The sequence below is a fragment of the Nonomuraea sp. NPDC050691 genome (genome assembly GCF_040654455.1).
In the GTDB taxonomy this organism is placed as follows: domain Bacteria; phylum Actinomycetota; class Actinomycetes; order Streptosporangiales; family Streptosporangiaceae; genus Nonomuraea.
Genome location: NZ_JBFAIA010000014.1, coordinates 14,258 through 37,788, shown reverse-complemented (window position 1 = coordinate 37,788; position 23,531 = coordinate 14,258). Strand labels below are relative to the sequence as shown.

The window sequence follows — 23,531 nt, the reverse complement described above, 5'->3', positions numbered from 1 at the left end:
CGGAACCCGGACCTACTGGAGCCGCTCGAACGGGGTCGGGGTCTGGCCGGTCCAGCGGTGGAGCTGGGCGACGCCGGTCTGCTTGGTCACTCCGCCCTCCGTGATCTTGCCGTCCTTGGCCAGGTAGAAACGGCCGTCGTCGAGCGAGACCAGGCCGTACTGGCCGCTCGACTCCCAGCCCCAGACGTCGGTCGCGTCGTGGTGCAGGCCCTGGCGGAGCAGCGGCAGCAGGGTGCCCCGCTCCGGCTGCGGCTGCCCCTCGACCGGGCCCTCGACCGGCCGGGCGGAGCCGTCCACGACGAACAGCGAGTAGTTCGGGAACTGCGGCTTGACGCCCTTGTAGACGGCCATCAGCCAGTTGCCCGACCGCTTGTCGTACTCAAGGTTCTGCACGCCGTAGGTGGTGTTGCCGGTGCGGACGAAGTACTTGCCGGACGCCTTGTCCGGGCCGGCCGTGTGCGGCTGGGACTGGGTGAGCGGGCGCTCGTACTTGCGCCAGTCGCGGATGTCGTACTGCAGGAGGACCTGGTGGTCGTTGTCCGTCCGGGTGGCGTTGGCGTAGACGCCGTAGGCGACGGTCAGCTTCTGCTGTCCGCCGCGCCGGCCGAACGCCGGGCCGAAGGCGACGCCGTCGATGCCGCTGCAGCCGTAGCGGTGATCGGGGGTGTTGGCGACGTTGCCGTCGAAGACGCCGTCGCCGTTCATGTCGGCGACGTAGTCGTCCACCACGTCCTTGAGGTAGACGGCGGTCACCACGTCCGACCCCTCGGCGTTCATGTCGAGGCTGGTGATCCGGCCGACGTCGAAGATCGCGATGTAGAACGCCTTCGCGTCCTTGTACTCCAGGGAGCCGTAGACGCGGCCGTCCTTCTCGTTGAAGTCGAGGTCGCCCAGGTGACCGGTGAACCCGGTGACCGAGCCCACCGGGTTGCCCTTGAGGTCGGTCTTGACGAGGAGGTTGGTGAAGGAGAAGTACATGTACCCCTTCTTCCGGTCCAGGGCCATGCCCTGCACGTGGCCCGACGGCCAGGCGCCGCCGTTCACCTCCGCGGGGAGGTCGACCGGCCTCGTCTCCGCCCGCGCCATGGCGGGGCCGGAGCCGGGAGCGATGGTGAGGCCAGTGGTGAGAGCGGCCGTGAGCAGTACGTGTGCGACCCGCATGTTCTTCCGTGTGCCTTCCGAGGGGGAAAAGGTACTCCGGAAGATCCTTACAGAGGTTGTCCGGCGCGTCCATGGACGGCGGTCAAACGCCGCGCGACGCGCGCCGGAACGATTCGGCCACCCTTCAGAGGGTCTCCTCTCAGAACGTCTCCTCGCGGACGACCGCGACGCCGCCGCCGGGCACCTCGCCGGTGAAGGGGGCACCGGTCAGCAGGTCGGCGCCGCTCACCCCAGGCACGGACACCGGACCGGGGCCGTGGTTGATGAGGAAGACGTGCGCGCCCCGCCGTACGAGCTCCAGGGTGTCGGGCAGGTCGCGCGGCCGGGTGACGCCCGCGAGGTCGGCCAGCCCGGCGAGCAGCGGGCGCAGGCCGGCCGCGGACAGCCCGGCGGACAGGTACCGGGCGGTGCCGCCGCCGAAGGCGTTGACGGTGTAGGCGGGGTGCCCGGCGTCGGGCCCGTCGGCGAAGCGCAGCTCGGCGCGGGCCCGCTCCAGGATCACCCGCTCGGACCAGATCCGGCCGCTCGCCCCGCCGGTCAGGGTCACGCTCTCGTGCTCGCGCAGCGGGTGGAACTCCTCCACGCGCAGGCCGAGCAGCTCGCGCAGCGCGCCCGGGCAGGGCCCGTCGTGGACGGTGTCGTTCTCGTCCACGACGCCGGAGAAGTACGACACGAGCAGGTGGCCGCCCGCCTCGACGTAGCGCTGGAGGTTCTTGGCCGACGCCTCGGTCAGCAGGTACGAGCTGGGCAGCACCACCAGCTTGTACGCCGACAGGTCGGCCGACGGGTGGACCAGGTCGGTGGTGACGTGCTCCCGCCACAGCGCCTCGTAGAAGGCGTCGACCCGCTCGCGGAACGCCAGGTCGCCCGAGGGCCGCCACTCCAGCTCCAGCGCCCAGTACGCCTCCCAGTCCCAGGCGATCGCCACCTCGGCGGCCACCCGCGCGCCCCGGACCGGGGCCAGGCGGCGCACGTCCCGCCCCAGCGCCACCACGTCGCTCCACATCTGGGAGCCGGTGCCGGCGTGCGGCACCATCGCCGAGTGCCACTTCTCCGCGCCGTGCCGGGAGGCCCGCCACTGGAAGAACAGCACCGCGTCGGCGCCCCTGGCCACGTGGGCGAGGCTGTTGCGGCGCATCTCGCCGGGCCGCTTGGCGATGCCGCGCCGCTGCCAGCTCGTCGCGCCGGTCGAGTGCTCCATGAGCATCCACGGCGCGCCGCCCGCCAGCGAGCGGCTGAGGTCGGCGGACATGGACAGGCGGATGTGGTTGGCCGGGTCCTCGGCGTCCAGGTAGTGGTCGTTGGCGACCACGTCCAGCTCGGGGGCCCAGCGCCACAGGTCCATGGACTTGCAGTTGACGGTGCCGGCGAAGTTGGTGGTGACCGGCTTGCCGGTGCGGCGCAGGACGTCGCGTTGCAGCCGGTAGTGCCCGAGGTGCTCCTCGTTGGCGAAGCGGGCGTAGTCGAGGCGCTGGGCCGGGTTGACGGCCGTGTGACTCCAGCGGGGCGCGTCGATCTCCTCCCACTCGCCGTACGTCTGCCCCCAGAACGTGGTGCCCCAGGCGGCGTTGAGCGCGTCGAGGCTGCCGTGGCGCCGCCGCAGCCACTCGCGCCAGGCGGCCGTGCTGGCCGGGCAGTAGCACTCGCCGAGCGGGGCGCCGTACTCGTTGTGGACGTGCCACATGACCACGGCCGGGTGGTCGCCGTACCGCTCGGCCAGCCGCTCCACCAGGCGGGCGCTCGCCGCGCGGAAGGCGGGGTGGCTGGAGCAGGCGTGCTGGCGGCCGCCCGCGCCGACGCGCACGCCCTCGCGCGTCACGGGGAAGGCGTCCGGGTACGCCCGGGAGAACCAGGGCGGCGGGGCGGCGGTCGGGGTGCCGAGGTCCACCGCGATGCCCGCGCGGTGCAGCCGGTCCAGCACCGCGTCCAGCCAGCCGAACTCGTACACCCCCTCGCGCGGCTCCAGCAGGGCCCAGGCGAACACGCCGACGGTGACCAGGTTGACCCCGGCCTCCCGCATGAGGCGGACGTCCTCCTCCTGGACCTCGGCGGGCCACTGCTCGGGGTTGTAGTCCCCGCCGAACGCAAGACCCTCCGGCAGCGCCGGGTAACGACTCACGGACTCTCCCTCGTAGTGATCGATCATGCCTTCACGGCCCCGCTGGTGAGATCCGTGCGCCAGAACCGCTGCATCGTCAGGAACAGCGCGACCAGCGGGATGAGCGCCACGAACGCGCCGATGAGGATGAGGTTGTACAGGCTCGGGTTGTTCGCCCCGGCCGACAGCATGGTGAACAGGCCGACCGTCAGCGGGAACCTGTGGTCGTCGCCGAGCATGATGAACGGCAGCAGGAAGTTGTTCCAGATGGCGACGAACTGGAACAGGAAGATGGTCACCAGGCCGGGGGCCATCAACGGCAGCGCGACCCGGGTCAGCAGCGTCACGTGCGAGGCCCCGTCGATGCGGCCGGCCTCCAGCAGCGAGTCGGGCACGGCCGCCCCGGCGTAGACGCGGGCCAGGTAGATGCTGTACGGGTGCAGGATCTGCGGCAGCAGGACCGACCAGTACGTGTCGGCCAGGCCCGCCTTGCTGAACAGCAGGTACTGCGGGACCGCCAGCACCACCGCGGGCACGAGGATGCCGCCGATCAGCACGTTGAAGACCAGGTTCCGGCCGGGGAAGCGGTACTTGGCCAGGGTGTAGCCCGAGACGGCCGAGACCGCGGTCGACAGCAGCGCCCCTCCCCCCGCGTACAGCAGGGTGTTGAGCATCCACAGCCAGAACACCCCGTCGCGGTAGGCCGCGAGGTCGGCCAGGTTCTGGAAGAAGCCGGTGCCGAACGCGAACGTGCCGGTGGAGAACAACTCGCCGGACGTCTTGGTGGCGGCGACCACCACCCAGCTCACCGGGAACAGGCAGTAGATCGCGCCGAGCAGCAGCACCCCGGTCGGCACCAGCCCGAGAGGAGGCCGGGCGGGCGCGGCGGCGCGCCGTCCCACCCGGCCGGACGCCGTAGTCGCCATCACGCCTCCGCCTCGCCGAACGCGCGGTTCCTGACCACGCGCAGGAACCCGAACGACAACACCAGCGAGATCACGGCGATCACCATGGCCGTCGCGGCGGCCGAGTACAGGTCGCCGGTCACGAAGGCGTCCCGGTAGACCTTCATCAGGGGGCTCCAGGTCGAGCTGATCGTGTTGGACAGGGGCCGCAGGGTGGACGGCTCCGTGAACACCTGGACGGTGGCGATCACCGAGAAGACGGTCGTCAGGATGATCGCCGGAGCCAGGATCGGGATCTTGATGCGGAGCGCGATCTGCAGCTCCGAGGCGCCGTCGATGCGGGCCGCCTGGTAGAGGTCCTGCGGCACGGCCCGCAGGTTCGTGTAGAGGACGAGCATGTTGAAGCCGGTGCCGCCCCAGACCGCCACGTTGGCCATCGAGTAGACCACGGCGGCGGGGCTCAGCAGGTCCACGCCGAAGATCTGGTGGAACGGGCTGAGGCTCGGCAGGTAGAGGAACCCCCACATGAGGCTCGCCACGACACCCGGCACCGCGTACGGCAGGAAGATGGCCACCCGGGTGAACCTCCCGAGGCGCACCCGTGCCGCGTCCAGCATCAGCGCGAAGACCAGCGCCAGCCCCAGCATCACGGCCAGCACCAGCGTCCCGTACCCGAGGACGCGCAGCCAGCCCGCCCACAGCTCGGCGTCGCCGACGGCCGCGGCGTAGTTGTCGAGGCCGACGAACACCTCCTTGCGCGACCCCTTGCCGAGACCCAGGCCCGAGACCTTGGTCCGGCGCAGGCTCAGGTAGGCCGTGTAGCCGATCGGCAGCGCCATGAACAGCGTGAACAGCGTCACGGCAGGCAGGAGGAACAGGTAGGGCGCGATCGGGCCCCGGCTTCTCGACCCGGTCACTGGACGAGCCGGAACCCGGCCTTGGTCATGTCGGCGACCGTGGCGTCCTGGACCTTCCGCAGCGCGTCACTGAAGGACGTCTTGTCGGCGGCGGCCTTGTCGAAGGCGTCCTTGAAGGCGTTGTAGGCGACGTTCACGTTCGGCCCGAAGGTGAAGCCGCGGGCGCCCGCGCCGTACGTGGCGGCCTGCTTCCAGAAGTCGGGGACGTTGGCGAAGAAGGCCGGCGGCTCGGTCAGCAGCGCGGCGCCCTTGGTCGCGGCCGGGTATATCGCCCCCTCCTTGACCAGCAGCTTCAGCGCCTCGGCGTCGGTGTTGAGCCAGGCGGCGAACTTCGCCGCGGCCTCCTGGTGCTTGGAGGCCGCCGCGACGGCGACGGCCGAGCCGCCCCAGAAACCGCTGACGTTCTCCCCGGCGTTCCACTGCGGGAGCGGCGCGACGGACCACTTGCCCTTGCTCTTGGGCGCGTTGCTGGCCAGCGGTCCGGGCGCCCAGATCGCGGACGGCCAGGTGAGCAGCTTGCCGTCGTTGAGGGCCTTGTTCCACTCCGGGGTGAAGTACGGGGTGGTGCCGATCACGCCCTCCTTGACCAGGCCGCCCCAGTAGTCGGCGAGCTTCGTCGTGGGCTGGTCGTCGACGCCGACCTTCCACGCCTCGCCGCTGATCGACCACCACTGGCCGCCGGCCTGCTGCGCGAGACCGGCGAAGCTGCCCGGGTCCTTGCTGGAGAACGTGCCGAGGAGCACCTTCGGGTCCTTGCGGTGCACGGTCCTGGCCGCCTCGGCGTACTCGTCCCAGGTCTTCGGGACGGCGATGCCGTACTTGTCGAACAGGTCGGAGCGGTAGTAGAGCAGCATGGGGCCGCTGTCCTGCGGGATGCCGTAGACGGCGTCGGTGCCGAGCGTCACCAGGCCCCAGATGCCCTCCCCGAACTCCTGCTTGACCGGGTCGGCGGCGGCCTTGATGTCGGCCACGGCCTCGGCCGCCACGAACGACGGCAGCGCCTGGTACTCGGCCTGCATGAGGTCCGGCGGGTTGCCGGCCTTGGCGGCCGTGAGGAACTTGGTGGCCGCGTCGTCGCCGCCGGCCTGGGTGCTGGAGGTGACCTGGATGTCGGGGTGGGCGGCGTTCCAGGCGGCGACGACCTTGTCCATGCCGGGCACCCAGTTCCAGAAGGTCAGCGTGACCTTCCCGGCCTGGCTCGGCTGCCCGGCGCTCTGTGGTGCGGAGGTGGTGCCCGAGCCGGAGCCTGAGCTGGAGCAGCCCGCCACGAGGGCGGTGGCGAGGGCGGCGACGGCGAGCCTGGTCATGCGCATGGGGGCCTCGGCAGGGGGTGACGACGTCTGTGAACGTTCACAGGCTCGTTGTGACTCCGGCCACTGTCAAGAGGACGTTACCGTCTCGTTAAACCGGACGAAATTCGCAGTAGCGCCCTTCAGGGCCTCTGTGTACGCTCACAGAATCATGAAACCGAGCCATGAGATGCTGGATCCGTGAAGAGGCCGACCATTCACGACGTCGCCAGAGCGGCCGGGATCTCGCGCGGCACGGTCTCACGCGTGCTCAACGGCGACCGCTACGTCAGCCCCGCCGCCCGCGTCGCCATCGAGCGTGCCATCGCCGAGACCGGCTACGTCGTCAACCGCAACGCCCGCAACCTGGTCAGGCAGCGCGCCGGATCCGTGGTCATGGTCCTGTCGGAGCCCCACGAGAAGCTGTTCGAGGACCCCAACTACAGCACCACCATCCGCACCGCCATCCGCCGCCTCGGCGAGCGCGACCTGTCGCTCGTCATGATGATCGCCGGCGACGACCGCGACCGCGAGCAGGTCCTGCGCTACGTGCGCGGCGGCCACGCCGACGGAGTGCTGCTCATGTCCACGCACTCCGGAGACCCGCTGGTCGACGCGCTGCACGCGTCCCGCCTGCCCGCCGTCTCGTGCGGCGCCGTCATCGGCAAGGAGTCCGTGATCCCGTACGCGGCCTGCGACGAACGGGGCGGCGCCCGCCAGATGGCCGAATACCTCGTCTCCCAGGGCCGCCGCCGCATCGCCATGATCACCGGCCCGATGGACACGCCGGGCGGCATCCAGCGGCTGGAGGGCTTCGCCGACGTCCTCGGCCGCAAGGCGTCCCAGCGGCTCATCGAGCATGGCGACTGGACCCACGCCAGCGGCGAGCAGGCCATGACCCGGCTGCTGGAGCGAGTGCCCGACATCGACGCGGTCTTCTGCGCCTCGGACGTCATGGCCTCCGGCGCCCTGCACACCCTGCGGCAGGCCGGCCGCCGGGTGCCGGACGACGTGGCCGTGGGCGGGTTCGACGACTCGTCGGTGGCCATCTCCACGCACCCGCCGCTGACCACGGTCCGGCAGCCGCTGGCGGAGGTGGCGCAGGAGACGGTCCGTCTGCTGCTGGAGCTCCTCGACGGGGCCGACCACGTGGACCCGGTCACGCTGCCCACGGAACTCATCGTCCGCGCCTCCGCCTGACACGGCGCGGACGCCGTGCTCGTGACGCACGAACGCACCGATCACATCGACGTCCTCCGCCTGGCCGGGCTCGGCGTGCCGGTGTACGCCCCGGCTGGAGCGGACATCCCCCGGCGACTCGCTCCACGTGCCCGGCCAGCCGATCGAGACACTTGTCCGCAGGCCGCCCCGCCCCGTCACGTGGTCGCGTCGCCGGCGGTTCGCTCGCCGGAGGGCCGGCTCCCACACGACCGCGGTCCTCCCTCGTACGACCGCGGTCCTCCCACACCACGCGTACGCGCGCGACGACAAGAAGACGAGAAGAAGACGCGACAAGCAGGGCGAAAGGGAGAGAGGCGACAGGACTCGCGGGGGCCGGTGAGTGCCTGGCGAGCCTGCGACGATTACCGTGGGTGAGCCTATGAGTCGATTCCTGTTCACGGTGCGGCCGGGCGCGCTCCGGTGGGTGTCCCACGGCGCGTTCGGGCTGCTGCTGGTGTCCGCCCTGGCCGCGACCGCCCGCGACGGCGGCACGGCCGCGGCCGCCGGGGGCGCGCTGCTCGGCGGCCTGTACGTCGCCTGGGCGCTCCTCGAAGGCGAGCTGGTCCCGGCCCGGCCCGGGCTCGCGCTGTTGTGCCTGCTCCCTGTCGTGCTGACGTGGGCCGTGCTCGCAGCGGTCGCGCAGCCGTTCGTCTGGCTGGTGCTCCCGATCGCCCTCGCCTGTGCCCGGGCGCTGCCACCGTGGGCCGGGGCGTTCACCGCGAGCGTGCTGGCCTGCGCCTCGGCCATGCTGCTGATCAGCCACGCCGGCCTGTGAGATCCCGTCAGGACGCGACCATGAGGACCCCGGCGCAGTCCCTCAGGGCGTGACCACGGGGAAGTCCGGCATGGCGTCGTCCAGGAGGGCCACCAGGCGGCGCAGCGCCCCGACGTCGCCCTCCCGCTCGACCCCCTCCGCGCCCCTGCCACAGAACAGCGCGATGAGCTGCTGCCTGGTAAGCCGCAGCGTGAGGTCCACCGGCCCGTCCGGCGGGTCCTGCTGCTGGACGAGCGCGCCGTTCGACAGCGTCGTGCGGTGGCGCTCCCCCAGGTCGGTCAGGTGCCAGTCGATCGACAGGCTCTCGTTCCAGGCGCGCGGCCCGTGGAGCCGGATGGCGACCGAGTCGAAGACGCGGTCCACGGGGAGCACGGCGACCAGGTCCGGGCACGGCGCGGCGGGCACCGCCGGCACGATCCCGTCGGCCAGCTCCAGCGCCCCCGTCAGGTAGACGTTGCGCCACGTGGCGTTCTCCGCCCCGCGCCCGAGCCGGGTGTAGACCTCGGCGAGCAGGTCACGCGCCTCCTTGTTGCCCTCGTCGGCGAAGACGGCGTGGTTGAGGAGTTGCGCCGCGAAGCGCAGGTCGCCCTGGGCGATGTAGTTTCGCGCGAACTCCACCACGGCGCCCCCTCCTCCCAGGCACTTGACGTACCGGATGGCGCTCTCGCGCGGCGGGTGCTCCCACAGGTGCGCCGGGTTGCCGTCGAACCAGCCGAGATAGCGCTGGTAGACGGCCCTGACGTGCTGGCTGAGCGCGCCGTGGTAGCCGCGCGCGTGCCACGCCTCCTCCAGTTCCGGGGGCAGCGGCAGCGTCTCGGCGATCTCGGACGCGGTGAGCCCCTTGTTCATCAGGCGCAACGTCTGGTCGTGCAGGTACGTGTGCAGGTCCCGCTGCCGGGTCAGCAGCCGGACGACGCCGTCCGTCCCCCGGACGGGCCAGTGGTGCGAGGCGAGCGCGACGTCGGCCCGGCCGGCGAACAGCGTGATCGTCCCGGTCAGGTGGCGGGCCCAGGCCCGGGGGTCGCGGACCGCCGCCCCGTGCAGCGGCAGCAGGTCGTGCTGGTCGCGGGTGACGTTCTCGGCCAGGAAGAGGGCGCGGCGGCCGGGGAGGAGGAACGTCATCTGCGCGGGATCACCCGTCCCCGCCATGAGCTGGAACTCCATCGGCACGCCGTCCACGACCTCCTCCTGGCCCGTGCGGGTGACGGCGAGCGTGGGCGGGATCAGCGAGATCGTGCCCGTGGAGGCGGCCAGGCCGAGCCCCGCGCCGATCTGGCCGAGCGGGGAGCGTTCGAGCGCCTGGCCGTAGGTGTAGACGGAGCGGCGCGTCACGGCGGAGCGGGCGTGGACGTGCTCGGAGACCGCGTGGTCCATGAACCCGGCCGGTGCGAGGATCGGCACGCCGCCGCCCGTGACGCCGCGCACGCCGCCGAAGTGGTCCACGTGGGGGTGCGTGTAGACGACGCCGGTGACGGGCCGGTCGCCGCGATGCGCCCGGTACAGGCCGAGCGCCGCCGCCGCGCACTCGACCGAGCCGAGCGGGTCGACGACCACGACGCCGGCGTCGCCCTCGACGAGGGTCATGTTCGACAGGTCGAGCCCGCGCACCTGGTAGACGCCCTCGGCCACCTCGTACAACCCCTGGCGGGCGCAGAGCCGGCTCTCGTGCCACAGGCCGGGATGCGCGGTGCCGGGGCATTCCTCCTGGAGGAAGGCATAGGAATCGCCGTCCCAGACGACCCGGCCGTCGGCGTTCCTGATCACCGCCGGGTCGAGCCTCGCGACGAAGCCGCGGTCGGCGTCCCCGTGGTCGGCGTCCCCGTGGTCGGCGGCTTCGTGCTCGCCGGGGGTGGGGGCGTCGTGACCGTCGTGGTCGTGCTCTTGGGTGTGATCGTGGGCGTGATCATGGAGTGGAAGGTTGGACATGCTCCCGGGCATGCCCGCCATCCGGTACGGACACGGTCAACAGAGTCTGGCAATACGGACAACCCCTACCGGCGACGGGGCTGCGCGGCGCGATGTGATTGGCTGGAGGCCGCCTGATCGTCTGGGGGTTTTGCGGTGGAAGCGTGCGTGTTCGACCTCGACGGCGTGCTCGTCGACTCCGAACCGGTATGGGAGGAGGTGCGCCGGGCCTACGTCGCGGACCACGGCGGCACCTGGCGCCCGGAGACGCAGTCCCGGCTCATGGGCATGAGCACCCAGGAGTGGGCCACGTACCTGCACGAGCTCGGCGTCCCCCTGCCGCCGGAGGAGATCGCCCGGCAGGTGGTGGACGCCATGGCCGCGCGCTACCGCGAGGCCATCCCGCTCATGCCCGGCGCGTGCGAGGCCGTCCGCCGGCTGGCCGAGCGTCACACCCTCGGGCTGGCCAGTTCCTCACCCCGCAGGCTGATCGACGTCGTCCTGGACGCCGCCGGTCTGACCGGCAGCTTCGCCGCCACGGTCTCCACCGAGGAGGTCCCCCGGGGCAAGCCCGCCCCCGACGGCTACCTGGAGGCGGCCTCGCGCCTCGACGTCGATCCCCGCGCGTGCGTGGCCGTGGAGGACTCCAGCAACGGGCTGCGCTCGGCGTACGCGGCCGGGATGCGGGTCGTCGCGGTGCCGCACCCGCGCTACCCGCCCGCGCCCGACGCCCTCGAACTCGCCTGGCTCGTCCTCCACGACCTGGGCGAACTCACCCCGGAGACCCTGGAGCAATGATCCGCCCCAGCCCGGCCACGATCCTGAGCCGTTAGTTGATCATCCTGACTAGAATGATCCGGTGACTTTACCTAGATCCACAAATCGGGGAAGGCGTGCTCTCTCCGGCCTCGCCGCCGCGGCCGTGCTGCTGGGCGGCCTCGTGGCGCCGCCCCAGGCGAACGCGGAGGTGGACAACGGCTCCGTGAGCACGCTCGCCGGCTTCCTGCGGCGGGCACTCGACGATCAGCAGTTCGAGCAGGTCCTGGACACCAATCCGCCGACGAGCACGGCCGAGCTGAACGCACTGCGGCAGGACGGCGCCGGCAAGGAGGCGAGGCAGCTTCCGCAGCAGGCGGACCTGCGCGCAGCCGCTGCGGTGGCCGAGCCGATCACGCAGCAGCCCCAGATCGACCTGACCGTCATCGAGCTGAACAGGCTCGGCCGCCCCGTCTCCTCGGGCACCGTGCTGATGAGCCCGCAGTACCCGGACGGCAAGGCCGTGCCGGTGGACCACAACCTGCACACCACGGACGTCCGCTGGAGGCAGTGGGACGACGCCGGCTGGTACGCCAACCGCGGCCAGGGCAGCATCGACATCGTGCCGGGCCGTGAGAACGCGCCCATCGACTTCATGAGCCCCTACCCCGCGTCCGTGCTGAAGCTGATGGTGGCCTTCGGGGTGCTGCGGCTGGTGGACCAGGGCCAGATCTCGCTCGACGACACCTACGCCTACCAGCCGGTCACGGTCAGCTCGCTGTGCGGCCCGGCCGGCAGCGACACGGTCCGCAACTACCTCGACGCCGCGCTCACCTGGTCGTCCAACGCCGGAGCCTGCGCCATGGTCAAGCTGCTGCACGACAAGGGCGCGGTCGACGGCCTCAACCAGACCTTCCAGGATCTCGGCCTGGAGACGCTGCAGCTCAAGAACACCAACCCCGGCAACGGCGCGCGGTGGGGCAACCCCGTCACCATGAGCTCGCTCGACACGGCGAAGCTGCTGATGCTCGTCAACGGCGGGGTCGGCACCCTGTGGAAGACTCCGGCCGGCACCAGAATCACCGCCGACGTCCTGAGCGACGCCTCCCGCTCGTTCTTCAGGAGCAGGCTGGCCGAGCAGGGCATGAACGTCACCCTCTCCACCACCAACTGGTGCGGCGCCGACTACCCCGCCCCCGGCATCCCGCAGCTCACGCCCTCGCGGTGGATCGGCGCCGACGGCACCGTGACGATTCCCGGCCACGGCATCTCGTACGGCCGCGACGTGCGGCCGTGCAACCAGAAGGCCGAGGTGACGTACGCCCACAAGAACGGCTGGGTGAACAACTCCGGCGCCGACGCGGGCATCGTGAAGGCCCTGCCCGGCAAGGGCGGCCGCACCTACATCGTCGCCATGTTCTCCAACCTCGGCTACCAGTACGTCGACTCCAACCGGCCGCCGGCAGGCGCGGAGAACGTGTGGTTCACCGAGCGGCTGGCGAAGCTCGGCAAGGTCATCGACGAGTACGAGAAGCGACGCTCCTCCTGACCTCCGCCGCCCGGCCGGGCCGAGCAGGCAGGCGGGGCGGCTCTCCGGTCACGAATCTGGACCGGGTGGGCGTGGAGACGGGCCTCGACCAGGAGCCCTCGCTAGACTCCCTCACTCACCCCGGAGACCTGGAGCAATGACCCGTCCCTCTCCAGACCTCGCACCGACCGTGACCCGCGCCTCGGAGGCCTCCCGCTCATGACGCGTTCCCCGGCCCTGGTCCGTCCCAGGACCGACGACGACCTCCCCGCGTGCGTGCGCGCGCTGGCCGAGGTGCACGCCGCCGACCGCTACCCCGTGGACTGGCCCGCCGACCCGTCCGGCTGGCTCACGCCCGACGACCTCGCCCAGGCGTGGGTGGCCGTGGACGACGACGGGCGGACCGTGCTCGGCCACGTCGGGCTCACCCGGCCGGATCCGCACGTCACGCGGCTCGTCGGCGTCACCGTCAGCGCCGTCGTGTCGCGCCTGTTCGTCGTCCCGCGCGCCCGCGGCCGGAGCGTCGCCGCGGGCCTGCTCGCCGCCGCCCGCGCCGCGCACCCCGCCGACGGCCCGCCTCTGACGCTGGAGGTCTCCAGCGAGGGCCGCGCCGCGATCGCCTTCTACGAGCGGAACGGCTGGCGGCGGGTGAGCAGCAGCCGGGGCGACTGGCTGAACGCCGCCGGCGAGCCCGCCCTGCTCCACCACTACGTGAGCCCCTGAGGACGCCCACGCGAACCCTGGGGATATCCTCTGGGAATCGTGCGTGACATCACGGTTTTCAGCGGCTCCGCCCACCCGCAGCTCGCCGAGGAGATCTGCGCCCACCTCGGGACACCGCTCCATCCGGTGGCGATCAACCGCTTCGCGAACGACGTGCTGGAGGTCCAGCTCCAGGCCAACTGCCGCGAACGGGACGTCTTCCTCATCCAGCCGCTCGTGCCGCCGGTGCAGGAGCACCTGGTCGAGCTGCTGCTGATGCTCGACGCCGCCCGCGGCGCCTCGGCCGCCCGCACCACTGTGGTCCTCCCGCACTACGCCTACGCGCGCAGCGACAAGAAGGACGCCCCCCGCATCTCGATCGGGGCGCGGCTCGTCGCCGACCTCATGGTGGCGGCGGGCGCGAGCAGGGTGCTCGCGATGACCCTCCACTCGCCGCAGGTCCACGGCTTCTTCAGCGTGCCCGTCGACCACCTGCACGCGCTGCGGGAGCTGGCGACCCACTTCCGGCAGCACGACCTGTCCAACACCGTCGTCGTCTCCCCCGACCTGGGCAACGCCAAGGAGGCCGCGGCCTTCGCCCGGCTGCTCGGCACCGGGGTCGCGATGGGCGCCAAGCAGCGCTTCAGCGACGACCGCGTGGTGATCAGCTCGGTCATCGGCGACGTCGCCGGCAAGGACGTGATCATCCTGGACGACGAGATCGCCAAGGGCAGCACGGTCATCGAGCTGCTCGACCGGCTCCGGGAACGCGGTGTCAACTCGGTGCGCGTGGCCTGCACGCACGGCCTGTTCTCGGGCGAGGCGATCGAGCGGCTGAGCGCGATGCCCGAGGTCGCGGAGATCGTCTGCACCAACACCGTCCCGCCGCCCAGGCCGAGCGACAAGCTCACGGTCCTGTCGATCGCGCCGGCCCTGGCCGAGGCCATGCGCCGCATCCACGACGGCGAGTCGGTGAGCGCCCTGTTCAGCACGTCCTGACGCCGGCCGCGGGCCCCGCAATCGATCACGGCGCCCGGTCGTGCGGCCGGGTGGCCGTGGCGAGCGGGTCCGCGAACGCCGCGCCGGCCGCGTGGGCCTGCGCCAGCCGCTCCTGCCCGGCGGACCACCGCAGGCTCGCGAACTCCCGGGCGAGGGTGGTCGCCGAGGTGGTGCGGGTGTCGGTGCTGATGGTGACCGCGAGCCCCGCGGCCAGGAGCCGGGTGGCGGGGTGGTTCTCCAGGCCGGGGACCGCGCCGGTCTGGACGTTGCTGGTCGGGCACATCTCCAGGGCGATCCTGTCGCGCCGTAGCCGCTCCAGCAGCGCGCCGTCGCCCGCGCATCGTACGCCGTGGCCGATCCGGCGCGCCCCGAGCACGTCGACCGCCTCCCACACGCCGGCGGGCCCCGCCGCCTCGCCGGCGTGGACGGTGCAGGGAAGGCCCGCCCCGTGGGCGAGGTCGAACGCGGGGCGGTGCGGCTCGGCCGGGTGGAGCCGCTCGTCGCCGGCGAGGTCGAGCCCGGCCACCTCGTCGCGGTGCCGCAGCGCCACCTCGGCCACGGCGAGGCTCTCGTCAGGCGTCTGGTGGCGCAGGCAGCACAGCAGCAGCCCGGTGCGCACGCCGGTGATCCGCCGTCCGGCCGCCAGCCCGTGGGAGACCGCCTCAACCGCCTCGTCGAGACTCATGCCCCGGCGGGTGTGGAGCTGGGGGGCGAAGCGGGCTTCCCCGTACACCACGCCGTCGGCGTTCCAGTCCTCGACCAGTTCGCGGGCCGCCCGGTGGAGGGCGTCGGGCGTCTGGAGCACCTGGAGCGGCACGTCGATGTAGGTGAGGAACCGGCTGAGGCTGCCGCAGCGGGGCGGTGCGGTGACCAGGCGCTCGACCGGCAGGTCCAGGGTGACGCCCTGCTCACGGGCCAGGTCGGCGACCGTGCCGGGCCGCACCGAGCCGTCGAGATGGCAGTGCAGCTCGTAACGCGGCACGGGTGACGGGGCGGGTCGCGCGCCGCTCATCGCGGCCTCTCCTCGTGGGAGCCGGATGGCGCCAGAGGTTCCGGTGTACGGGCGCAGGTGTCGAAGAGCAGCCGCTTGAAGTCGCTCTCGCTGACCCGCCGGACCAGCGTCAGGTTGGGCGCGGGAGCCGAGCGCCGGCGGTCGATGATCAGCTGACCGCGGGTCTCCTCCCCCAGGACGACGTCCACGTACGCCCGCTCCCGCTCCACGACCAGGTCGGGACGCAGTGCCACCGCCATGGCGACGGCGTCGGGCAGGTCGTAGCCGGGCAGGCCGGTGACGTCGCGGGCCCAGTCGGCGACGGTCCGGTTGACGCGGTGGGCGAAGGTCGCCATGGGCGTACCGAGCCGCTCCAGCCGGAGCTGGTCCTCGGGCGTCATGACGGCGTCCTTGCGGGAGACGTCCCATCCGATCCAGGTCACCCTGTCCGGCTCGGCCGCCTCCAGGACCACCCGGGCGGCCTCGGGGTCGGCCCAGACGTTGTACTCGGCCGTGGGCGAGATGTTGCCGCGCAGGTCCGCGGCTCCGGCCATGCAGTACACGTGCCGGTACCGGGACAGCAGGTCGCGGTCGCGGAGCAGGGCGGCGGCGACGTTGGTGAGCGGGCCCAGCGTGACCAGCGTCAGCTCGCCGGGATGCCGGCGGGGACGGGACAACAGGACCTCGACCGCGTGCTCCGGCTCGGCGGATCCCCGCGGGTCGGGCAGCCCGATGTCGCCCATCCCGTCCTGGCCGTGCACGTGCTGGGCGGTGGACGCCGTACGCGTCAGCGGGCGGTCGCAGCCGGGGTGGACCGGGACGTCCCGGCGCCCGGCGATCTCCAGCGTGACGAGCGCGTTGCGGGTGGCGGTCGCCACGGGCACGTTGCCCGCCACCGTGGTCACGGCGCGCACGTCGCCGAGGCCACCGGCGGCGGCCAGGAGCAGCGCCACCGCGTCGTCGGAACCGGTGTCGGCGTCGACGACCAGGGCAAGATCCGGCACGCGATCACCTCCTCCTCTCACTGATCTAATCGTTTAGACGCCACCTATCTAAACGATTAGATGCAATGATGTAAACCGCCATGACGAAACGCGCGGACAAGCAGCCCACTCTCGCCGACGTGGCCCGCAGGGCGGGAACCTCCACGGCGGTGGTGAGCTATGTGATCAACAACGGGCCGCGTCCCGTCGCCGCCGCGACCCGCGAGCGCGTCCTCGCAGCGGCGGCCGAGCTCGACTACCGTCCCAACCGCATCGCCCGGGCGCTGCGCTCCCGCACCACGGGCGTGGTCGGCCTGGTGCTGGCCGACGCCTCCAACCCGTACTTCGCCGCCCTGGCGCGGCACGTCGAGCAGGCACTGGAGAGGCGTGACCGGCTCACGCTCATCGGCAACGCCGGCTACTCGGCGGACCGTCAGCGAGACCTCGTGGACCGCTTCCTGGCCGCCCAGGTCGACGGGCTGGTGATCGTCTCCGCGGAGGGCGGCGACGACGTGACCGACCGGGCGCGGGCCGCCGGCGTGCCCGCCGTGTACGTCCATCACGGCCCGTCCGACGGGCGCGCGCGGGTCGTCGCCGCCGACAACCACGACGCCGTACGGGAGGCGGTCGCCCACCTGCGCGGGCACGGGCACCGGCGCATCGCCTTCCTGACCGGCCCGCACGACGCGGGTCCGGTGGCCGCACGGCGGGCGGCGTGGGAGGCGGCCGTCGCCGGCGACTTCGGGGCCGTGCTCCTGCGCTGCGACTACTCGCGCGCCGCCGCCGCCCACCTGACCCGCCGCCTCGCCGCCGCCGACGCGCTGCCGAATGCCCTGATCACCGCCACCGACGAGCAGGCCATCGGGGTGTTGTCCGGGGCGGGGGCCCGCGGGGTCGCCGTCCCCGGCCGGATCGCCGTGATCAGCCTCGACGGCACCCCCGAGAGCGCCCACACCGCCCCGGCCCTGACGGTCACCCGGCAGCCGCTGGAGGCCATGGCCGAGCAGGCGGTCGAGCTGCTGTCCGGCCGGGATCCCGGTGTGCCCGGCGCGCGCGCACCCCTGGTGATCAGGCGTAGCTGCGGCTGCGACGGCGAGCAGGACTGACCTCCCACCGCGCGGGCCGGCCGCTCTGGGATGCTGGCGGGATGATCGACACGGGACTCGACGGTCACGTCGTGCTGGTCACCGGGGCCGGGCGCGGCATCGGGGCGGCCATCGCCCGCGCCTTCGCGAAGGAGGGCGCTCGGGTGGCCGTCCACGGGTTCGCCGGGGCCGCGCCGCCCCCGGGCGTCACCTGGGAGCACATCACCCCGCCCCTGGACGAGATCGAGGAGCTGGCGGCCGAGCTGGGCGGCGGCGCGATCGCCGTGCGCGCCGACCTCGCGGAGCCGGACGCCGCCGGGCGGCTGTTCGACCAGGTGGAGGGCCGGCTCGGGCCCGTGGACGTCCTCGTGAACAACGCCGCCCACTGTGAGAGCCCCGACACGTTCGAGACGGTGACGGCCGCCGGGCTGGGGCGCGCGTACCAGGTGAACGCGGTCGCGCCCGCCCTGCTCATCGCCGAGCTGGCGCGCCGCCGGCCGCCCGGCCGTTCGCCCGGCGTGGTCAACGTCTCCACCGACGCGGCCCGCGCGTTCCCCGGACAGGTCGGGTACGGCACGTCGAAGGCTGCGCTGGAGGCGCTGACCCGGGCGGCGGCGCTCGACCTGGCCGGCGCTGGGATCAGGGTCAACGCGGTGGCGCCGGGACCGGTGCAGACGGGCTGGATGGACGCCGGCCTGGAGGAGCACGTCCGGTCGATCGTGCCGCTGGGACGGGCGGGCGAGCCGGCCGACATCGCCGACGCGGTGGTGTTCCTGGCCTCGCGGCAGGCCCGGTGGATCACCGGCCAGGTCCTCCAGGTCGCCGGCGGCCACGCCCTCTGAACGGGTGTTCGCGGGCGCGTCGTCGCCCCGTCCGGCTCACCGGTGAACAGGCTCATCGGTGATCAGGCTCATCGGTGATCAGGACGAGACGGGCGCGACGTGAGCCCGGCGCCAGGCCGGGACCCGGCTGAGCTGAAGGACGCTCAGGCCGAACAACAGCGCGCCCAGGGGCACGTGCAGGGTCGTCACCTGCGCGATGCCCAGCGCTATCTGCGCCAGCGTGAGCCCGAAGAACCCGGCCGCGTACGCGATGGGCCTGGGCGAGCCGCCGCCCGGCCGCCACACCAGGATCGCGGCGATCAGGTGCAGCAGCGTCACGGTGAACACCCCGTACGCCGCGACACTGTGCAGGGTCCGTCCGTGGGGGGTGGACAACAACAGCCCGGCGGTGATCGGCGAGGCGAAGAGGGCCAGGGTCTGCAGGATGATCGTGACACGCAGGAACATAAGGGACTCCCAGGACTGCGAGAATGGCGGGGACGGCGACGACGACCAGCACGCTTTCCGGCGCGCCGGTGGTGTCTCCGGAGTCCGACGACGCACCCGCTCGGAATGTGAGGCGACATGCCGGCCTCACAGTCCGGCGCGCCGTCTCGTCGGCCCGGTGAGGGCAGCCGCACCAGCAGCCGCACCGAGGGAGCCGACGACACCGTGACCACCCCGTCCGAGCCAGGGACCGCCCAGCCCGATCCGAGCCTGAGCGCGATCATGAGCGAGCGGCGCCAGCTGATCAATCTCGCCTACCGGCTCCTCGGCACCCTGGCCGATGCCGAAGACGTCGTCCAGGAGACCTACGCCCGCTGGTACGCCATGTCCCAAGAGCAACAGGACGCCATCAAGTCCCCCGGCGCCTGGCTGACGACGGTCGCCAGCCGCATCTGCCTCGACGTGCTCGGCTCGGCACGGGCCCGGCGCGAGCGCTACGTGGGCGAATGGATCCCGGAGCCGCTGCCCGACCATACCGAGTGGGCCGGCGCGCGGCCCGGCGCGGACCCGGCCGACCGCGTCACGCTCGACGAGTCGGTCAACATGGCCTTCCTCGTCGTGCTCGAGTCGATGACCCCGGCCGAGCGCGTGGCGTTCATCCTGCACGACGTCTTCCGCTACGCCTTCGGCGAGGTGGCCGAGATCCTCGGCCGTTCGCCGGCGGCCTGCCGCCAGCTCGCCACGTCGGCCCGCCGCCGCATCCGCGCCGCGCAGGCTCCCGCGACTCCCGCGGCCCAGCGCGCCGACGTCGTCAGGAGTTTCAAGCAGGCTTGGGAGACCAAGGACATCCAAGCCCTCATCGGCCTCCTCGACCCCGACGCCACGGTGATCGCCGACGGCGGCGGCCTCGTCAGCACCGCGCTCCGCCCGGTCGAGGGCACCGAGCAGATCCTGCGCTACGCCATGACCATCGGCGGCCTCGCGCCCGACCTGACGATCCTGGAGCGTACGGTCAACGGTCAGCCCGGTCTGGTGGCACAGCGGAACGGCGTCACCGAAGCGGTGATGGCGTTCGACATCGCAGGCGACCGGATCAAGCACATCTGGGTCGTACGGAACCCCGACAAGCTCCGGCCCTGGACGGCGGAACAGCAGCACCAGGACTGAAGCAGGACGCGTACGTCCCGCGTCACAGGACGCGGGTGAGCCTGGTCAGCGCCTCGACGACCTCCTCCATGCCGAGGCCCAGGTCGGAGCGCTGGTAGACGTACACCTCGGGGGCGAGCGGCGCGAGCAGCGTGTCGACGAGCGCGTCCGGCCGCGGCGTGCCGGCGGCCACCAGCAGCGAGCGGACGTGCGCCCGCCAGAAACCGTACGCGCCGGTCTCGAACCGCGTGCGGCCGACCTCGCTGCCCAGCACCAGGTGGGCGTGATCCTCCAGCAGCCGCACCATGGCGGCGTAGAACGCGGCGAGCCGCTCGGCGGGCGGCGCGCCCGGACCGAGGGGCGGGTCGCCGCGCAGCAGGCGTTCCTGCAGCTCCCGCTCGTGCTCGTCGAGCAGCGCGACGGCGATGGACGCGCGGTCGGGATAGCGGCGATAGAGCGTGCCCCTGCCCACCCCGGCGGCCTTGGCGATGTCGTCCATCGTCACCTCGTGCGGCGAACGGGCGGCGAACAGCTCGGCAGCCGCCTCCAGGATCCGGGCGCGGTTGCGCGCGGCGTCGGCTCTCTCCATGCGCACCAGTGTAGGTGGACACATCGTCCGGATATGCTTAAATGGACGTTGTGTCCACTTATTGATCGGAGACCACCTCATGCTGCTCCACCTTGATGCCAGTGCCCGCCGCGCCTCGTTCTCCCGCGGACTGTCGAGGGCGTACGCCGACGCCTGGCGCGCCGCGCACCCCGGCGCCGGGTACGTCTACCGCGACCTGGCCGCCGACCCCGTCCCGCACATCGGCGAGGCGTGGACCGAGCTGTGCGACCACGTCCTCGAACACGGGATCACCGACATCGCCCGCTACGAGGAGGCCGTCCTCACCCCCGCCCGGCGGGAGGCGTGGGAGATCGTCAAGCCGCTGCTCGACGAGGTCGTCGCGGCCGACGTGGTGCTGATCGGCACACCGATGTACAACTTCTCGATCCCGTCGTCGCTGAAGGCGTGGATCGACCAGATCACGTTCCCGAAGATGTCGCTCAAGGGCCGGTCGTTCGTGGTGACCGGGGCCCGGGGCGGCGCGTACGGCCCGGGCACCCCGCGCGAGCCGTACGACCACGAGGAGCGCTACCTGCGCGACTTCTTCAAGGGCCACTTCGCGGTCGAGGACGTGACGTTCGTCCACGCCGAGCTGGTCAACGCGCGGCTCGACCCGGCGCTCCGGCACCTGCGCGACCGGCACGAGGAGTCGCTGACCGCCGCCCTGGAGGCGGCCTCGTCCCTCGGATCGGCGTCGCGCGGACCGGAGTCCTCCGGATCGCAGTCGTCGCGCGGACCGGAGCCGCGCGGACCGGAGTCGCGTGGACCGGAGTCGCGTGAGGAGATCCGGTCATGAGCTGGCTGATCCTGGTGCTGGCCGGGCTGGTGGAGGTGGCCTGGTCGCAGAGCATCAAGCCGACGCAGAACTTCACCCGCCCCCTGCCCACACTCATCTGCCTGGTCCTCATGGCCGCCGCCGTCTGGCTGCTGTCGCAGGCGATGAACACGCTGCCCGTCGGCACCGCGTACGCCGTCTTCACCGGCATCGGCGCGGTGGGCGCGATCACCCTGGGGATCGTGCTCGGGGGCGACCCCCTCTCGGTGGGGCGGATGGCGGCGTTGAGCCTGATCGTCGGAGGGATAGTCTTGGCCCGAATCACGACATAGACGGAAAGGGCCGGGTCCTCATGGGGGAAAGCAGAGAGTCCTACCTGGAAGTCAGAGAGTCCTACCTGACGGCCGCGGAGTCGGCGGTCGCCCTGCTGGGCGACCCCGCCGTCGCCGCCGCCTGGGACAAGCCGAGCGCGCTCACCGAGTTCAGCGTCGCGGGCCTGGCCGGGCACCTCGCCCACCAGCTCGTACGGGTGGACAGGCTGCTGGCCGCCGAGGCCGCCCCCGGCGCCGAGCCGATCGGTCTCCTGGAGCACTACGCCAGGTCCCCCTGGGTCGAGGCCGGCCTCGACCACGAGATCAACGTCGGCATCAGGCGCGCCGGCGAGGAGTCCGCCGCCGCGGGCCCGGCCGCACTGGCCTCCACCACCGCCGAGCTGCTGGACCGCCAGCGCGCCACCCTGCCCGCCGAGCCGGCCGGCCGGGTCCTGGACCTGCCCTCGGGCTGGTCGCTGCTGCTGGACGACTTCCTCATGACCCGCGTGATCGAGCTGGTCGTCCACTCCGACGACCTGGCGGCGAGCGTGGGCGTGGGAACCCCGGCCCTGCCCGCGCGGGTCGTGGACCCGGTGGTGGACCTCCTGGCCCGCCTCGCCGTCCACCGGCACGGCGCGACCGCGGTCATCCGCACCCTCAGCCGCGCCGAACGCGCCCCGGCGACGATCAGCGCGTTCTAGCCCCGGCTTGTAGCGTGGTGGTGCCGAGATCAGCCGTCCACGCCGGGAGCGAGCCGCGATGCGCTGGCAGATCCACTCCGAAGAACCGCTCTACACCGACCACTGGCTCGACATACGCGTGGCGGACGTGGAGCTGCCCGACGGCAGGCACCTGGACCATCGGCTGATGCGCATGCCGCCCGGAGCCGGAGCCGTCGTGCTCGACGACCGCCGGAGCGTCCTGCTGATCTGGCGGCACCGCTTCATCACCGACACGTGGACGTGGGAGATCCCCATCGGCCGGATCGAGAGCGGCGAGGAGCCGCGCGAGGCGGCGGCCCGCGAGGTCGAGGAGGAGACCGGCTGGCGTCCCGGCCCGCTGCGCCCCCTCCTCGACGTCCAGCCCAGCAACGGCATCTCGGACTCGCTCCACCACATCTTCCGCGCGGACGACGCCACCCACATCGGCCCGCCCACCGACACGTGCGAGGCCGAACGCGTCGCCTGGGTGCCGCTTACGGACGTGCGCGGGCTGATCGCCGAAGGGGCCATCGTCGGCGGCACCAGCATCGCCGCCCTCCTCTACGTCCTGACCGAGCCCTGATCGCCCGCGCCAGGGGCCGCCCCGCGTTGAGGGGCCTTTCGCCCACATGCCGAGAGTTCGCAGGGACGCGACTCACTTCTCCCAGACAGGGACCGACGGCAGGCCCCGCTCTCCGCGAGCTTGATCAGTCAGCTCCTGGACGAGCTCCGTCTTCGCACGCGCATAGTCACCGGGGGCGATGCCGGCAGCGGCGAGCGCCTGCTTGAGTTCGCCGTATCGTGTCGCGTCCTCTGGGTGTTCACGCAGATGGTCGCGCAAGATCCGCTGGTTGCGGGTCGGCCATCCCGCGAGCGCGACCACATGCAAGATGTGCGTGCGCGCACCGCCGGTCGACCGCACATACAGAAGACGGTCAGTCATGCCGTTGAAGTGGCGGTGATAGCCAAGGCCGGCAAGAGCCGTTCCGCACCGTTCGTCGACCAGCGCGAAGTCCTCCACCGCAGCCATCAGGTCGATGATCGTCGAGTTCCTCCGAGGCGCCCTCGCCGAGTGGCGGCCCCCGGCCGGCCGGCGACGCCGTATCGCGGGACTACTCCCGGCGTCGTAGTCCGGCCGGTCGCTGATCCCGACGTGGTAGCGGCAGATCACTCCGCTCGGGGGACGCCCCCGTACGGCGACCGGACGACGATTGCGGTCACGAGATCCCCAGACCCCGGGACATACGCCCATCGCCCCGACACCTGGGGCCAGGTCGCGACGAGCTGCACGAAGACGAGATTGACGAAGACGGGAGAGCGATGACGACCATCGACCTTGCCGAGGCGAAGGGGCGGTCCGCACCGCCGCCGGATGCCGGTTCCGCGGCGGGGCAAGGCGTGACGG

The 23,531-nt window shown here is 72.2% G+C and carries 24 protein-coding genes; 13 read left to right on the top strand and 11 right to left on the bottom strand.

Annotated elements, in window-relative coordinates:
- Window positions 1-12: 12 nt before the first annotated feature.
- The 5 genes from AB0H81_RS08755 to AB0H81_RS08735 form a co-directional block, all read right to left on the bottom strand.
- The gene (locus AB0H81_RS08755) at window positions 13-1,161 is read right to left on the bottom strand and encodes a hypothetical protein (protein WP_358371177.1); all 1,149 of its coding nucleotides are present in this window, start codon (window positions 1,159-1,161) and stop codon (window positions 13-15) included.
- Window positions 1,162-1,300: 139 nt separating this feature from the next.
- Entirely contained in the window at window positions 1,301-3,280 is a 1,980-nt protein-coding gene (locus tag AB0H81_RS08750) for a beta-galactosidase (RefSeq protein ID WP_358371174.1), read from the bottom strand.
- Window positions 3,281-3,303: 23 nt separating this feature from the next.
- Entirely contained in the window at window positions 3,304-4,185 is an 882-nt protein-coding gene (locus AB0H81_RS08745; RefSeq protein WP_358371171.1) for a carbohydrate ABC transporter permease, read from the bottom strand.
- Window positions 4,185-5,081 (bottom strand): sugar ABC transporter permease, encoded by an 897-nt coding sequence (locus AB0H81_RS08740; RefSeq protein WP_358371168.1) that lies wholly within the window; start codon window positions 5,079-5,081, stop codon window positions 4,185-4,187. The genes AB0H81_RS08745 and AB0H81_RS08740 overlap by 1 nt, the downstream gene beginning before the upstream one ends.
- On the bottom strand, window positions 5,078-6,394 hold the full coding sequence (locus AB0H81_RS08735) for an extracellular solute-binding protein (protein ID WP_358371165.1): 1,317 nt from the start codon (window positions 6,392-6,394) through the stop codon (window positions 5,078-5,080). Before AB0H81_RS08735 ends, AB0H81_RS08740 begins: the two co-directional genes overlap by 4 nt.
- Window positions 6,395-6,571: 177 nt before the next feature.
- Between AB0H81_RS08735 and AB0H81_RS08730 the strand changes: the two genes are divergently transcribed.
- Together AB0H81_RS08730 and AB0H81_RS08725 are read left to right on the top strand one after the other, a co-directional pair.
- Window positions 6,572-7,570 (top strand): LacI family DNA-binding transcriptional regulator, encoded by a 999-nt coding sequence (locus tag AB0H81_RS08730; protein WP_358371162.1) that lies wholly within the window; start codon window positions 6,572-6,574, stop codon window positions 7,568-7,570.
- 400 nt (window positions 7,571-7,970) lie between these two features.
- On the top strand, window positions 7,971-8,366 hold the full coding sequence (locus AB0H81_RS08725) for a hypothetical protein (RefSeq protein WP_358371159.1): 396 nt from the start codon (window positions 7,971-7,973) through the stop codon (window positions 8,364-8,366).
- A 42-nt stretch (window positions 8,367-8,408) separates the two neighbouring features.
- On the opposite strand, the gene AB0H81_RS08720 is transcribed toward AB0H81_RS08725, so the two are convergent.
- Entirely contained in the window at window positions 8,409-10,292 is a 1,884-nt protein-coding gene (locus tag AB0H81_RS08720; RefSeq protein WP_358371156.1) for an alkyl sulfatase dimerization domain-containing protein, read from the bottom strand.
- A gap of 147 nt (window positions 10,293-10,439) precedes the next feature.
- Here AB0H81_RS08720 and AB0H81_RS08715 point away from each other — a divergent pair, with 147 nt between their 5' ends.
- From AB0H81_RS08715 to prs, 4 genes are all read left to right on the top strand, one after another.
- Window positions 10,440-11,069 carry an HAD family phosphatase gene (locus AB0H81_RS08715; protein ID WP_358371152.1) on the top strand — a complete coding sequence of 210 codons (630 nt, stop codon included), beginning with the start codon at window positions 10,440-10,442 and terminating at the stop codon, window positions 11,067-11,069.
- A 61-nt stretch (window positions 11,070-11,130) separates the two neighbouring features.
- A complete protein-coding gene (locus AB0H81_RS08710) occupies window positions 11,131-12,576 on the top strand; it encodes a serine hydrolase (RefSeq protein WP_358371150.1) in 1,446 nt (481 codons plus the stop codon).
- A gap of 198 nt (window positions 12,577-12,774) precedes the next feature.
- The gene (locus AB0H81_RS08705) at window positions 12,775-13,278 is read left to right on the top strand and encodes a GNAT family N-acetyltransferase (protein WP_358371147.1); all 504 of its coding nucleotides are present in this window, start codon (window positions 12,775-12,777) and stop codon (window positions 13,276-13,278) included.
- Between the two features lie 39 nt (window positions 13,279-13,317).
- Complete coding sequence (gene prs, locus AB0H81_RS08700) at window positions 13,318-14,256, top strand: ribose-phosphate diphosphokinase (protein ID WP_358371144.1); 939 nt, start codon at window positions 13,318-13,320, stop codon at window positions 14,254-14,256.
- A gap of 25 nt (window positions 14,257-14,281) precedes the next feature.
- Here prs and add read toward each other — a convergent pair whose 3' ends face one another.
- Both add and AB0H81_RS08690 read right to left on the bottom strand, forming a co-directional pair.
- The gene (gene add, locus AB0H81_RS08695) at window positions 14,282-15,268 is read right to left on the bottom strand and encodes an adenosine deaminase (RefSeq protein ID WP_358371141.1); all 987 of its coding nucleotides are present in this window, start codon (window positions 15,266-15,268) and stop codon (window positions 14,282-14,284) included.
- Window positions 15,265-16,251 carry a nucleoside hydrolase gene (locus AB0H81_RS08690; protein WP_358371138.1) on the bottom strand — a complete coding sequence of 329 codons (987 nt, stop codon included), beginning with the start codon at window positions 16,249-16,251 and terminating at the stop codon, window positions 15,265-15,267. The genes add and AB0H81_RS08690 overlap by 4 nt, the downstream gene beginning before the upstream one ends.
- Before the next feature lie 80 nt (window positions 16,252-16,331).
- Between AB0H81_RS08690 and AB0H81_RS08685 the strand changes: the two genes are divergently transcribed.
- Window positions 16,332-17,336, top strand: a complete 1,005-nt coding sequence (locus AB0H81_RS08685; RefSeq protein WP_358371135.1) for a LacI family DNA-binding transcriptional regulator — start codon at window positions 16,332-16,334, stop codon at window positions 17,334-17,336.
- A gap of 41 nt (window positions 17,337-17,377) precedes the next feature.
- The gene (locus tag AB0H81_RS08680) at window positions 17,378-18,157 is read left to right on the top strand and encodes an SDR family oxidoreductase (protein WP_358371132.1); all 780 of its coding nucleotides are present in this window, start codon (window positions 17,378-17,380) and stop codon (window positions 18,155-18,157) included.
- A 78-nt stretch (window positions 18,158-18,235) separates the two neighbouring features.
- On the opposite strand, the gene AB0H81_RS08675 is transcribed toward AB0H81_RS08680, so the two are convergent.
- Entirely contained in the window at window positions 18,236-18,604 is a 369-nt protein-coding gene (locus AB0H81_RS08675) for a hypothetical protein (protein ID WP_358371130.1), read from the bottom strand.
- 117 nt (window positions 18,605-18,721) lie between these two features.
- Between AB0H81_RS08675 and sigJ the strand changes: the two genes are divergently transcribed.
- Window positions 18,722-19,750 carry an RNA polymerase sigma factor SigJ gene (gene sigJ, locus AB0H81_RS08670; protein ID WP_358371127.1) on the top strand — a complete coding sequence of 343 codons (1,029 nt, stop codon included), beginning with the start codon at window positions 18,722-18,724 and terminating at the stop codon, window positions 19,748-19,750.
- 22 nt (window positions 19,751-19,772) lie between these two features.
- Here the strand turns inward: sigJ and AB0H81_RS08665 are convergent, their stop codons facing one another.
- Window positions 19,773-20,318, bottom strand: coding sequence for a helix-turn-helix domain-containing protein (locus AB0H81_RS08665; RefSeq protein ID WP_358371125.1), 546 nt, complete (start codon window positions 20,316-20,318; stop codon window positions 19,773-19,775).
- A gap of 79 nt (window positions 20,319-20,397) precedes the next feature.
- Between AB0H81_RS08665 and AB0H81_RS08660 the strand changes: the two genes are divergently transcribed.
- Genes AB0H81_RS08660 through AB0H81_RS08645 form a run of 4 tightly spaced genes read left to right on the top strand, consistent with a single transcriptional unit; the run spans window position 20,398 to window position 22,709 of the window.
- On the top strand, window positions 20,398-21,135 hold the full coding sequence (locus tag AB0H81_RS08660) for an NAD(P)H-dependent oxidoreductase (protein WP_358371122.1): 738 nt from the start codon (window positions 20,398-20,400) through the stop codon (window positions 21,133-21,135).
- Window positions 21,132-21,446 carry a multidrug efflux SMR transporter gene (locus AB0H81_RS08655; RefSeq protein WP_358371119.1) on the top strand — a complete coding sequence of 105 codons (315 nt, stop codon included), beginning with the start codon at window positions 21,132-21,134 and terminating at the stop codon, window positions 21,444-21,446. The genes AB0H81_RS08660 and AB0H81_RS08655 overlap by 4 nt, the downstream gene beginning before the upstream one ends.
- A 20-nt stretch (window positions 21,447-21,466) precedes the next feature.
- On the top strand, window positions 21,467-22,126 hold the full coding sequence (locus tag AB0H81_RS08650; RefSeq protein WP_358371116.1) for a maleylpyruvate isomerase N-terminal domain-containing protein: 660 nt from the start codon (window positions 21,467-21,469) through the stop codon (window positions 22,124-22,126).
- Window positions 22,127-22,184: 58 nt separating this feature from the next.
- Window positions 22,185-22,709, top strand: a complete 525-nt coding sequence (locus AB0H81_RS08645; protein ID WP_358371113.1) for an NUDIX hydrolase — start codon at window positions 22,185-22,187, stop codon at window positions 22,707-22,709.
- Window positions 22,710-22,781: 72 nt separating this feature from the next.
- Here AB0H81_RS08645 and AB0H81_RS08640 read toward each other — a convergent pair whose 3' ends face one another.
- The gene (locus AB0H81_RS08640) at window positions 22,782-23,156 is read right to left on the bottom strand and encodes a GrpB family protein (RefSeq protein WP_358371110.1); all 375 of its coding nucleotides are present in this window, start codon (window positions 23,154-23,156) and stop codon (window positions 22,782-22,784) included.
- Window positions 23,157-23,531 lie beyond the last annotated feature (375 nt).